This is a genomic window from Paenibacillus sp. EKM301P (genome assembly GCF_011800295.1).
Taxonomy (GTDB): Bacteria; Bacillota; Bacilli; order Paenibacillales; family Paenibacillaceae; genus Paenibacillus; species Paenibacillus polymyxa.
The window spans coordinates 97,432-110,016 of sequence record NZ_JAALFM010000008.1 but is presented as its reverse complement, the minus strand read 5'-3'; the positions used below and the strand labels follow the sequence as shown (position 1 = coordinate 110,016).

Genomic DNA, 12,585 nt, shown 5'->3' with positions numbered 1-12,585 from the left:
GCTGTACATCACATGATCGTAATATTTATTTAAATGAATCGAGGCTGACGAATGAGCAATCAATCGATGGACATGCTTCTCACGAAGGATATCGTGCGTGAAGGGGAACCGATTTTGCGCACAAAGGTTGATCCGGTATGTCTGCCGCTGTCTGAAGAGGATCTTCAACAGATGCAATGGATGCTGGATTACCTGAAAAATAGCCAAAATGAAGAGCTGGCCACCCGCTATGAGCTGCGCCCGGGTGTAGGGCTATCCGCCAACCAGGTTGGGTTGAATAAAAGAATGTGTGCTATTTATTATGAAGATGGAGACAAAACGGTAGAATATGGCCTATTTAATCCGAAGCTGGTCAGTCACTCTACATCCATGATTTACTTGGAACAGGGTGAGGGATGCTTGTCTGTAGATCGGTACATACCCGGATATGTACCACGTTACGAGAAGATTCGCATCAAGGCCAATTTACCGGACGGAACTCAGGAACTGTTAACGTTTAAGGGTTATGCAGCGATTGTCGTGCAGCATGAAATGGACCATCTGGATGGCATTATGTTCTATGACCGTATCAACCCGGAAGATCCGTATAAGCTGCCACAGGGAGTGCATATCGAACCTTTTGTACGTAAATAGTTCGTGATCCGTAAAGTGTGGTGACTCCGTTCACCACCTTTTTATTTGGCAAGAAAATATGGATATAAATGTTGTGAAGCTTTAAACTGAAAACATGTAAGCGCTTATCTCACAGGAGGGATGGCATGTATCGTGGAGTAAGGCATCTGATGAATAATATGCGTATGCGGAATAAGTTGCTCTTCTCCTACGTACTGATTGTCATGATCCCAGTGCTGTTGGTGGGCGGCTGCGTTATTTTTTATTTGCGGGAGCAGGCACTGGACAGTGCGATTGCCCAGACGGTAAATAATGTGGAAAAGATTAAGAGCCAGACAGCAAATTTATTACGTGTACCAACAGATATTTCAAATGGGCTAATGTTCGATAAAAGGCTAAAGGAGATGGCGAACCGCCGTTATCCCGGCATGGTGGAGCTCATGAATGCGTACCATCAGTACAAGGATTTTAATGAGTACACCCAGCAATATAGAGAGGTTGCTACTATCCGGTTCTATTCTTACAATCCGACGTTGGTCAACAATCTGGAGTTTATTCCTGTGGACGCTAACATTGAGCGGCAGCCGTGGTTCCAGGAGGCTTTGAAGGGGACGGCGATTAACTGGTTTTACATTCAGGATAAGGAGGATAACCCAGTTAATCGCCTCAGCCTGGTACGGCAAATTCCTTTTCCCGAATACAATTCTAAGGGAGTTCTGATGATTGCACTGAGTCAGACCGAGTTGAATCATATGCTGAGCAAGGAGCCCTTTGAAACCTTGATTACGGATCGTAACGGAATTGTGGTCGCAGCTACCCATCCGCAGTCAGTAGGTCGGACGTTGACGGATTTACATTTAGGCTTTGATGTCCAGCGTGCAGGTAAGGGGATATATGAAGCAAAAATTAACGGAACCCCCTCGAACATTATTGTGGATGAGCTGCTGCCAACCTCAAGTGTGAGCGGATTGACGATTATTTCGGTGTTTTCAACGGAACATATCGTGCAGGGGGCAAACCGGGTCAGCCTGATTGGTGCATTATGTGTACTAGCGGTACTCATCATGGCGCTGATTCTGATTACCATCATTTCCTGGCTTATTACCAAACGGCTTCAGCGGCTGAGCTATGAGCTGGGTCAGGTAGCTGCGGGTGATTTTCATGTGGTATCAAGTGTGGAGGGAAGGGACGAGATCGGTGATTTATCCCGCCGTTTCAACTATATGGTGAGCAGTATCCGCCAGCTTATGGCCCAGGTCTATGAGACGAGTGAGCATAATAATAAGCTTGAATTGGCACAAAAGGATATCAAGTTAAAAATGATGGCAAGCCAAATTAATCCGCATTTTCTGTTTAACGCCTTAGAATCCATTCGAATGAAAGCACACCTGAATGGGGAAGCGGAGATAGCAACGACGGTTCGTTTGCTTGGCAGGCTGATGCGCAGGAATCTGGAGATTGGCAGTGGTAAAACAACCGTATTACAGGAGCTGGATATGGTGCGATCCTATTTGCAAATTCAGCAGTTCAGGTTTGGAAATCGTTTGGTCTATGAAGTGAATTTGGAAGAAAGCGCGAAGGACATGTCGATTCCTCCCTTAATCATACAACCGTTAGTGGAAAATGCAGTCATTCATGGCCTAGAAAATAAGGAAGAACCAGTTACCGTAAAGGTAGATATCACAATAGAACAAAGAGAGCTGCACATTAAAGTGGCTGATGATGGAATTGGCATGGAGGAAGAGCAACTGACCCGTCTGTTGGATCGGATCACGGGTGCGGAGGAGCCGGAAGGGAGCAGTATTGGTCTACGCAATGTTCATCAACGTCTGACATTGATGTATGGTGAACGTTATGGTCTGCATATTGAAAGCGCATTACAGGTAGGAACAACCGTATACTTTTCCATACCAAGGGAGGAAGCGCCGAATGTATAAAGCGATGATTGTAGATGATGAGCCTGCGATCCGTGAAGGACTGTCTTCCATTATTGACTGGGGAGATTGTGGCTTTCGCATCGTCGATACGGCTGAGAACGGACGCGAGGCTTTGGAAAAGTTCGGAGAGCATCGACCGGAACTGGTCATTGTAGATATTCGTATGCCTGGGATGAGTGGGTTGGAGGTTATACAAAGCATACGCCAAATGAATGGGGAGCCGTATCACTTTCTCATTTTAAGCGGATATGCAGACTTTAATTATGCTAGGCAAGCCATGGGATTCGGGGTGGATGGTTATTTATTGAAGCCCGTTGATGAGGAAGAAATGACGCTGGAGCTAAAGCGAGTACGGCAAAGCATTGAAAACGAAAAGGGAGATGGAAAGTGGGGGAGTCCGTCTTCGCATGAGCGCGATTGGATCGAAGCATTGCTGTTTCCGGTTCATGGAGAACATGCTCGTAATGCTGTAGAACCCAGCCATCGTGCATCCAAGCAGGCTGAACACCAAAACGGCGGTGGAAAACACGGACAACAGCCAGCGTTACCAGCCTTGGACTGGAGTAGCTATCAGGTGATTCTGCTGGATTTGCGTATACCTGACTGGGATCGGCAAGCCCGGCAGTTGGCAGCAAAGCAGCGGCTGGCCGAATTGTGTCGTGAGCAGGGTAGAGGCATTGTGTTTGAGGCTGGAATATATACGGGCCTATTGCTTCCCGCCATGTTAAAAACGGAAAAAGATGCTGTTCAGTTGCTGGCTGCATGGCGACAGGAGCTAAAACCGTGGGTAAATGAAATCTATGGGGCTGCCGGCGCTCCGGTAGACATTCTTAAGGAGATCCCCAAATCTTTTGAGCAGGCGTTACGATTATTGGAGCGTACGTTTTTGTTCCGGGCAGAAAGAGTCATGCTTCCCGGCGACCTACATGAATGGGAGACAGTCCCTGCTGAAATGGATGAAGCGTCTGACAGAGCATCAGATGATCCCATGCGTTATGCAGAAAAGCTGTACTACGCGCTGGATATGGCTAATGGTAAAGCGGCGACCCGTGTCATTAAGGACATGGAAGTCCAATTTCCCCAGATTTATCGTACAGAATCTGCAATTAAGGCGGCCTTCGCTCAGACGTTCACACTCGCACTGAACAAATATGCAGCTGGACAGGAACACAGCCGGACCGTGCTGGAGGAGCATTCCAACTTGATTACCAATGTATATGCCTATTCAACATTGGGCGAGCTGGTGGATCACTCGCTCGAACATGTGTTGCAGTGGATTGGCCAGACTGATACGGGTGGCAAGGAGATCATCATGAAGCAAATGATTGACTTTATACATGGTCATTATGATGAAAATTTGCGACTGGAGTTACTGGCAGATATGTTCAATTACAATAGTGGGTATTTGGGCAAACTGTTCAAAAGTCATACAGGCGAGGCTTTTAATGCCTACCTGGATAAGGTAAGGATTGAGCGAGCAAGGGAATTGCTTGCACAGGGGATTAAGGTACACCAAGTGGCGGGCCGTGTGGGATATGCGAATGCAGATTATTTTCATAGTAAATTTAAAAAGTATGTTGGAATGTCACCTTCCTCCTACCGTAATCAGGTCCAAAAGAACGGAGGAACAGATGGCTGTTGATCGATTCCCTAGGTTTAACGTTATGAAGTCTCTCTTGCAGATGTCGGAGGTATATCCTCCGCATGAAGAGAGGCTCTTTTTTTATATATTGAAAAAAGACGAATCAATAGAAAATGTCACATTGATTATGGATTTTAGGGCATTTTCATAAAAATGCCATCGTTATGACACAACTTTGACACGATGTTCACATTTTTGATTCTATTTCATTTAAATTTATTCTATATAATGGGGATAATCTGAAGCCCGGTTATGGCAACCATGGGGAAGTTAGCTAAGTGAGTCATTTCCTAAAAAAGTGACGGTTTCATATGTAACAATGTGAATACAATCACAAATATAAAAGACTTCAGATCACAAACATTAAATCATTGTTAAGGGAAGTACAGAGGAGGAGCAGCATCATGGACGTATTGGATTTGGCACGGTTGCAGTTTGCAACCACTACGATTCTTCATTTTGTTTATGTGCCAATCTCCATTGGATTGTCATTGTTGGTGGCAATTATGGAGACTATGTATGTTATCAAGAAAAAAGACTTGTACAAAAAAATGGCTCAATTCTGGGGAACGTTTCTGCTGATTAACTTTGCGCTGGGCGTAGTTACCGGAATTTTGCAGGAGTTCCAGTTCGGAATGAATTGGTCGGACTTTTCCCGTTTTGTCGGTGATGTATTTGGTACACCGCTAGCGATTGAAGCATTGCTTGCATTTTTTCTGGAATCAACCTTTATCGGCCTATGGGTATTCGGCTGGGAAAGACTATCCAAAACTGTCCATTTAGTTTGCATGTGGCTAGTAGCGATTGGTACGATGCTCTCGGCTTTGTGGATTTTGGCTGCTAATTCATTCATGCAACGTCCCGTAGGATATGGGGTTGTAAATGGCCGTGCAGAAATGCAAGATTTTGCTGCTTTGTTAACGAACGAGCAGCTTTTGTGGGAGTATCCTCACACCATCTTTGCTGCTATTGCAACTGGAGCTTTCCTCGTAGCTGGGATTAGTGCTTGGAAGCTGATGCATAAAAAGAATATGGACTTCTTTAAACCTTCTTTTAAATTGAGCATTATTGTTGCATTAATCTGTGCCATTGCTATTCCTTTGTTTGGTCATGGACAGGCTCAATATTTGATCAAAACACAGCCCATGAAGATGGCAGCCAGTGAAGCTCTGTGGGGAGACAGTGGCGATCCAGCGCCTTGGACGATTATTGCCAATATTGATCCTGATAAGCAGGAAAATACCTTTGAGATTAAGGTTCCGTTTGCACTGAGCTTTCTGTCGTATAGCAAGTTTTCCGGCTCTGTGCCTGGTATGAAGGAGCTTCAAGCACAGTATGAAAAGACCTACGGTCCGGGTGATTATATTCCGCCTGTCCGTACGACCTTCTGGAGCTTCCGCATTATGATTGCGGCAGGCTGTGCCATGATTGCACTTGCTCTGTACGGAGCTTATCTGAGTTTTCGACAAAAATTGGAGGGCTCCCATCGTTGGTTCTTCCATCTTATGCTGTGGGGGATATCGCTCCCATTCATTGGCAATACCGCGGGCTGGATCATGACAGAAATGGGACGTCAGCCGTGGACTGTATTTGGTTTGCTGCAAACAAAAGATTCTGTTTCACCTACCGTTGTAGCAGGAGAAGTGTTGTTCTCACTGATTGCATTTACGACGTTGTATCTCATTTTAACGGGTGTATTGGCATTCCTGTTTGCTCGTACCGCTCGTAAAGGCCCAGATATGGAGCCGCATCAGCATACGGTAATTCATGATCCATTTGCTCAAGGGGGTGACAGCATTGTCGTTAAATGATTTATGGTTCTTATTGATCGCTGTGCTGTTTACAGGCTTCTTTTTTCTAGAGGGCTTTGATTTTGGCGTAGGGATGGCTACGGGATTAGTGCCGCGTAATGACCAACAAAAACGTTTGATGATCAATACGATTGGTCCATTCTGGGATGCCAACGAAGTGTGGCTGATTACAGCAGCAGGTGCGATGTTTGCCGCTTTTCCGCATTTTTATGCAACGATGTTTAGCGGATATTATCTGGTATTTGTATTTATTTTGCTAGGTTTGATCTTGCGAGGAGTCTCCTTTGAGTTCCGTGGCAAGGCCGAAGGGAAAGGGTGGACAGGAACGTGGGATGCTTGCATTCTGATTGGCAGCTTCCTGCCGCCGATGCTGTTTGGCATGGCCTTTGCGGCTTTGGTGAAGGGTGTACCTATTCAGCAAAACATGGATCTGAAAGCCGGATTCTTGGATGTGTTCAATGGATACACCGTATGGATTGGACTGACCGTGGTCGGAATGTGCCTTATGCACGGGCTGACGTTCATTTCTCTGCGGACGATTGGTGAAGTAAGGGATCGTGCTCGTGTGATCGCGTCCAAATTTCTTCCGGTGTTGGGGATTTTGCTTGCTGGTATGGTGGTATGGACTTATTTTGCAACGGATTTATTTGCACGTCGCGGTCCCTTTATGTATGTTGCGGTTGCAGTGGGGATGGTTGCCTATGTGCTAACATGGTATTTCCTGAAGCAGCGCCGTGAAGGATGGGCTTTCGGGATGACCGGTGTCATCATTTTGCTAAGCTTCGTTTCGTTATTCGTTGGCTTGTTCCCAAGATTTATGGTGAGCTCGATCAACAGTGCTTTTGATTTGACGATATATAATGCAAGCTCCAGTCATTACACACTGAAAGCCATGACGATTGTTGCAGCAACGCTTTTACCCTTTGTGTTGGCTTATCAGGCGTGGAGCTATTTTGTTTTCCATAAGCGTCTCAGTGAAAAGGATCATCTGGAATACTAATGGATAAAGCCTGGTTTGAATTAAAGGGCATTCGGCCAGTAATGCTGCTGCTGGCCGCCCTTTCCCTGCTCCAGGGAGCAGCGGTAATTGCACAAGCCATCTTTTTGGCAAAGGCTATTACGATTTTATTTAAACAAAATCCCCTAGTAATGGCTTGGCCATCGCTGGCGTTGTTTTTCGCGGCTTTTGCAGTGAGGCATACGATGATCTGGCTGCAACGCCGGACAGCCGGTTGTTTCGCCGAAGCAGCAGGCGCTTCCTTACGGGAGCGTCTGCTTGCGCGTTTGTTTGAGCGAGGCCCGGGTTTTGCTGCGCGGGAAGGAAGCGGCAAGTTGGTGACGCTAGCGCTGGATGGCGTGGATCGGGTTCGCAATTATTTGGAAATATCCATTCCTCGTATGATAGACATGATGGCTGTAACCTTACTTGTACTTGTGTATGTTTTCACATTAGATCTGATTTCAGGTGTGATTTTGACGACTACGATGCCGATTTTGGTGGGCTTCTTTATTTTGCTCGGCTTGGCGGCGCGCAAGCAGGCAGACAAGCAGTGGCGTTCCTATCGTCTGTTATCACATCATTTTACGGATTCGTTGCGTGGACTACAGACACTAAGGTTTTTGGGACGCAGTCGGGCGCATGGGGAAACCGTAGGGAAGGTCAGCGACCAGTATCGTACAGCCACGATGCGTACGCTGCGGGTAGCGTTTCTTTCTTCATTTGCCCTCGATTTTTTCAGTATGCTGTCGGTCGCTTTTGTAGCGGTAGGCTTGGGTCTGCGTCTGATTAGTGGTTCAGTGGGACTGGAGGCAGCGCTTGCGGTGCTTATTCTGGCACCGGAATATTTTATGCCTATACGCCAGTTGGGATCAGACTATCACGCCTCATTGGATGGTAAAGAGGCTTGGGGAGCGATTCGCTCGATTCTCGGTGCAGAAGAAGAAGCGACGGAGACGAATGCACAGACAGCTAATGATAAAGGATTAGACATCACGGGGCAGGACATCCTTATGCTGTCTGATGTGTGTTTACTGAATGAAGACGGCTCTACCCGGCTTGAACATGTGTCTGCAAGTGTTGAACCGCACATGAACATGATCGGCATCGTCGGAGCGAGTGGTGCAGGCAAAACGACATTGCTTAGTCTGCTTGGCGGCTTTTCTGACCCGACTTCAGGTGAGGTGATCCTTAATGGATGCCGATTATCTGCGGATACCAAAGCTGAATGGCAGCGGCATATTGCCTATATTCCACAGCATCCTTACCTGTTTAGCGCTACTTTGGCAGATAATATTCGCTTTTATGAGCCGGAGGCATCCAACCAGCAGGTAGAGTGGGCGATTGACGCGGTTGGACTGCGTGAGCTGGTGGACGGTCTTCCGAGTGGGTTGAATGAGCCTATTGGTGAAGCAGGCCGGACATTGAGCGGAGGACAGGCGCAGCGGATTGCCTTGGCGCGCGCTTTGCTCAGTGACCGTCCGATTATTTTATTGGATGAGCCTACGGCACATTTGGATATTGAGACAGAATGGGAATTAAAACAGACCATTTTGTCCGTATTGAAACACAAGAGGATGTTTCTTGCCACCCATCGACTGCATTGGATGCCGGATATGGACTGTGTCTGGATGATGAATCAAGGTCGTCTGGAAGAGGTAGGTTCCCATCAGCAACTGGTTGCCCAGAAGGGAGAATATTATAGATTGCTGACGGGAATGTCGGAAGGAGGGGGCGGGCGATATGAGAGCAACGGACAATAGTAGCCAAGGCTGGTTTTTACCTTATCTGAAACACTATTTTTGGGTCTTTCTAGCAGCAGCTCTTTTGGGGGCGCTGTCCATTGGGTGTGCAGGCGCGCTGCTCTTTACGTCCGGCCATCTGATTACTCGTTCGGCCTTAAAGCCTGAAAATATATTAATGGTGTATGTGCCCATTGTGCTTGTGCGAACGTTTGGTTTTAGTAAAGCCGTTATTCAGTATCTGGAACGCTTGGTAGGTCATGATGCTGCGCTGCGGCTTGTGTCTCGTATGCGGGTACGCTTGTATCGGGCAGTGGAACCGCAGGCGCTGATGATTCGCAGCAAATTTCGTACAGGGGATCTATTGGGATTGCTGGCAGAGGATATTGAGCAGCTTCAAAATATCTATCTGAAGCTGGTTCTGCCTGCGTTATCGGCTTTGCTGATATATGCAACAGGCATCTTGGCGCTTGGCTGGATGGATGGAACATTTGCCTTGCTGATGGCGCTATATGGGGGATTTTTGCTTTTTATCGCCCCAGCTATCTCACTTTGGACCTCACTCGCCAAACGGCGTACGTTCAAGCAGGAACGGAGTAAATCTTATCAGGAACTGACGGATGCTTTGTTCGGCATGAGTGATCTGGTGCTGAGCGGACGAACTGGGCATTTCCTTAGCACCTTTACACAACGGCACAAGAGGGCTGCCATGGTGGAAAATTCACTTCGCCGGAACGAGTGGTGTTCTCATTGGATCGCACAATGCTTTGTAGGTGGAGGAATTGTAATTATGACTGTGTGGGCCGGAGGACTGGTAGCACAGGGTCGCATTGAAGCGACATGGCTGGCATCCTTTGCGCTAGTAACTTTTCCGTTGCTGGATGCTTTCGTTCGCGCTGGGGAAGCGGTGGTTCATGCGCCGGAGTATCAGGATTCACTTCGACGGCTAAAGGATTCCGAGAAAGGTACATCTGCACTTGCAGCAGGATCAGATGCAGGACAACCAGCAGTAGACGATGTAGCAGATACTAAAAAGGAACAGGCTACCGCTCAGCGATTAAGCCACGGGGGAGACCTTCTGCTGAACAACGTAAGCTACCGCTATGCGGCAACGCAGGAATGGAGTGTGCGTAATATCTCCCTACACGTACCACAGGGGGGCAAGGTTGCATTGCTTGGCCGCAGTGGTGCGGGTAAGTCTACGCTGCTGAATCTGATTCAAGGAGCATTGCAGCCTGATGAAGGCAGCGTCACTGTCGCAGGAGTGCCTGTATTTACAGGTGGAGCATACTCCAGTCTATTTGCGGTGCTAAACCAGCAACCGTATTTGTTCGATACGACGGTAGCAAACAATATTCGATTGGGACGACCCGACGCCACGCTGGATGAGGTTCGTGCAGTGACGGAGCAGGTAGGGCTTGGAACCCTGATTGATTCTTTACCAGAGGGTTACGATACAAGAATGCAGGAGACGGGTCTTCGCTTTTCCGGTGGAGAAAGACAGCGCATTGCACTGGCGCGGATTTTGTTGCAAAATCACCCGATTGTTTTGCTGGATGAGCCGACCGTGGGGCTTGATCCGCTGACGGAGCATGAACTTATGCAGACGATGTTTCGCGTGCTGGAAGGCAAAACATTGATCTGGATCACTCATCATCTCACAGGAATGAAGCATATGGATGAGGTGATCTTTATGGAACAAGGCACCATCTCCATGCGAGGCAGTCATGATGAGCTGTGGCGAGATCATACCCGATACCGTAATCTGTATAAGCTGGATCATCCGGGTCTGGAAAAACAGTAATGATCACCGTGTCGGATAATATGGTTCATCTGCTATAAGCTTTGAAACAAGGTATTTAAAATTTCGATTAACTTTTATATACTGGTTAGAGTTGATGCGTCACATGCTCATTAGACATTCAACTGGAGGGGGCTGAAAGAAATGAAAACACTCATCTCTAAACATTGGCATTTGATGCTGATTGGTTTTGTAGCCCTGATCATGGGCGGGTTTGTCTTGTTTTATTTTCAAGGGAGCGTGTCGTCGTTTCCGGCCAATCAATCTCAACAAGCTCAGGAAGAGCCAGATAAAACCAAATACGAGATTGTTACAGTGGGTGTAAAAGGGGACGGTTTCTATCCTAAAAATATTGAAGTGAAAGCCGGCGTTCCAACCAAGATCAATTTCAAAAAAATGACATCCTTTACTTGCATCGATGAAGTACAGTCGTTGAAGATCGGAATGGACGTTTACCTGGATCACGAAAATAATTATTTTACCGTCAAGGATTTAAAACCGGGGGTATATGAGTACAATTGCGGCATGTATATGTACTACGGGACGATCACGGTAAAATAAATCAAAAAAGCTTTCTGGCACATGGGGACTGACCCCATGGATGCTAGAAAGCTTTTTTCTTCCAACTAGGTGAATTGCGACAGTAAGTGTATATATACCATCACCCACCTGTGGTGCAATAAGCATTATCCTTTACCTCTGATCAGCTTACATTGCTGATCTTTTGTTTTTTACAAGACTTCTCTCAGAGAATTTACATGAGAACGGAGCAGGCGGAATGGTGCTGGACAAGCGATAGCGGTCGCCTTTGTCCCTGGATTTCTACCTTTGTCTGCTTATTCAAGAAATCCGGGGACAACAGCGATGGGAAGCACCATCCGCATGTGTAGTGGCACGAGTGTAATTCTTAATCCACTCCCCATATATCTAATTTTGAACTGATTTTTCTCCTAATTCGTCGGGTACCCGCTTTTGAGCCAGCAAAGTATGATAATAGTATCTAGAGATGAGGAGGAGCTTGTTATGGGATCTTCAACTGAAACCGCTTCCAATGCTGATGCTGTGATTCCTGAATCCAATCGGGGAAGACCGCGTAAGGCTCGCGGATCGAAGCCCGAACGCGGTGAAAAAGGCCTGTGGAACAGTGTGAAACAGCAAAAGTACCTTTATTTTATGTCCATTCCTTTCGTCATATGGGTGTTTGTTTTCAGTTATTTTCCACTATGGGGATGGACAATGGCGTTTCAAAAATATAAGCCAGCCAAATCGTTTTGGGATCAAAAGTGGGTAGGGTTAGACAACTTTATTGAGCTTTTTCAGGATGAACGTTTTTATCTGGTATTACGAAATACGCTGGCAATGAGCCTGATGGGTATTGTTTTTGGTTTTGTTGTACCGATCTTTTTTGCAATTCTGCTAAATGAGTTGCGTGGTATGCTGTTCAAGCGAGTTGTGCAGACAGTATCCTACCTCCCGCATTTTGTATCCTGGGTAGTTGTGGCCGGATTGGTGACGAAAATGCTGTCCATTGACGGTGGAATTGTTAACGATATTTTGGTAGCGCTTCATATTGTGGATGAACCGATTCAGTTTATGGCTAAGGGGAGTTGGTTTTGGTACATTGTAACCGCTTCCGACATATGGAAAGAGACAGGTTGGAATACGATTATTTATTTAGCTGCCATCACCGGAATTGACCAGGAACAATATGAAGCTTCACGTGTGGATGGGGCCAGCCGCTGGAGACAGATGTGGCATATTACATTGCCAGGTATCCGCTCGACCATCGCCATTCTGTTTATTATGGCGATTGGACATCTGGTCAGCAATGGTTTTGAAAAGCAGTTCTTACTTGGCAACAGTCTCGTAACGGATTATTCGGAAGTGCTGGATTTGTATGCACTGAATTACGGGATTAATCTGGGCCGCTTCTCTTACGGGACGGCAATAGGCATTTTCAACTCACTGGTTAGCATTCTGTTGTTGTTTACGGCGAACGGTATATTCAAAAAACTGACCAAAGAAAGCATCATGTAGGGAGGG

At 46.7% G+C, this 12,585-nt stretch carries 9 protein-coding genes; all 9 read left to right on the top strand.

What is annotated here, in order from left to right:
- The first annotated feature begins 51 nt into the window (after positions 1-51).
- The 9 genes from def to HFD99_RS18645 all read left to right on the top strand — a co-directional run bounded on the left by def (position 52) and on the right by HFD99_RS18645 (position 12,579).
- Entirely contained in the window at positions 52-633 is a 582-nt protein-coding gene (def, locus tag HFD99_RS18685) for a peptide deformylase (protein WP_016820341.1), read from the top strand.
- 125 nt (positions 634-758) lie between these two features.
- Entirely contained in the window at positions 759-2,549 is a 1,791-nt protein-coding gene (locus HFD99_RS18680; RefSeq protein WP_031462255.1) for a cache domain-containing sensor histidine kinase, read from the top strand.
- Positions 2,542-4,191 (top strand): response regulator transcription factor, encoded by a 1,650-nt coding sequence (locus HFD99_RS18675; protein WP_031462254.1) that lies wholly within the window; start codon positions 2,542-2,544, stop codon positions 4,189-4,191. The genes HFD99_RS18680 and HFD99_RS18675 overlap by 8 nt, the downstream gene beginning before the upstream one ends.
- A gap of 404 nt (positions 4,192-4,595) precedes the next feature.
- On the top strand, positions 4,596-6,002 hold the full coding sequence (locus tag HFD99_RS18670; RefSeq protein WP_103042585.1) for a cytochrome ubiquinol oxidase subunit I: 1,407 nt from the start codon (positions 4,596-4,598) through the stop codon (positions 6,000-6,002).
- On the top strand, positions 5,989-7,002 hold the full coding sequence (cydB, locus tag HFD99_RS18665; RefSeq protein WP_016820336.1) for a cytochrome d ubiquinol oxidase subunit II: 1,014 nt from the start codon (positions 5,989-5,991) through the stop codon (positions 7,000-7,002). The genes HFD99_RS18670 and cydB overlap by 14 nt, the downstream gene beginning before the upstream one ends.
- On the top strand, positions 7,002-8,762 hold the full coding sequence (gene cydD / locus HFD99_RS18660) for a thiol reductant ABC exporter subunit CydD (protein ID WP_103042584.1): 1,761 nt from the start codon (positions 7,002-7,004) through the stop codon (positions 8,760-8,762). Before cydB ends, cydD begins: the two co-directional genes overlap by 1 nt.
- On the top strand, positions 8,743-10,545 hold the full coding sequence (gene cydC / locus HFD99_RS18655) for a thiol reductant ABC exporter subunit CydC (RefSeq protein WP_103042583.1): 1,803 nt from the start codon (positions 8,743-8,745) through the stop codon (positions 10,543-10,545). The genes cydD and cydC overlap by 20 nt, the downstream gene beginning before the upstream one ends.
- Before the next feature lie 141 nt (positions 10,546-10,686).
- Positions 10,687-11,103: a cupredoxin domain-containing protein gene (locus HFD99_RS18650; RefSeq protein WP_016820333.1), complete on the top strand. Its 417-nt coding sequence runs from the start codon at positions 10,687-10,689 to the stop codon at positions 11,101-11,103.
- A 462-nt stretch (positions 11,104-11,565) separates the two neighbouring features.
- Positions 11,566-12,579 carry an ABC transporter permease gene (locus HFD99_RS18645; protein ID WP_025365852.1) on the top strand — a complete coding sequence of 338 codons (1,014 nt, stop codon included), beginning with the start codon at positions 11,566-11,568 and terminating at the stop codon, positions 12,577-12,579.
- The last annotated feature ends 6 nt before the right edge of the window (positions 12,580-12,585 follow it).

Bases quoted from the DNA above. Each gene is read 5' to 3' on its own strand.
- def (WP_016820341.1), top strand. From the start codon at position 52: ATGAGCAATCAATCGATGGACATGCTTCTCACGAAGGATATCGTGCGT.
- HFD99_RS18680 (WP_031462255.1), top strand. From the start codon at position 759: ATGTATCGTGGAGTAAGGCATCTGATGAATAATATGCGTATGCGGAAT.
- HFD99_RS18675 (WP_031462254.1), top strand. From the start codon at position 2,542: ATGTATAAAGCGATGATTGTAGATGATGAGCCTGCGATCCGTGAAGGA.
- HFD99_RS18670 (WP_103042585.1), top strand. From the start codon at position 4,596: ATGGACGTATTGGATTTGGCACGGTTGCAGTTTGCAACCACTACGATT.
- cydD (WP_103042584.1), top strand. From the start codon at position 7,002: ATGGATAAAGCCTGGTTTGAATTAAAGGGCATTCGGCCAGTAATGCTG.
- cydC (WP_103042583.1), top strand. From the start codon at position 8,743: ATGAGAGCAACGGACAATAGTAGCCAAGGCTGGTTTTTACCTTATCTG.
- HFD99_RS18650 (WP_016820333.1), top strand. From the start codon at position 10,687: ATGAAAACACTCATCTCTAAACATTGGCATTTGATGCTGATTGGTTTT.
- HFD99_RS18645 (WP_025365852.1), top strand. From the start codon at position 11,566: ATGGGATCTTCAACTGAAACCGCTTCCAATGCTGATGCTGTGATTCCT.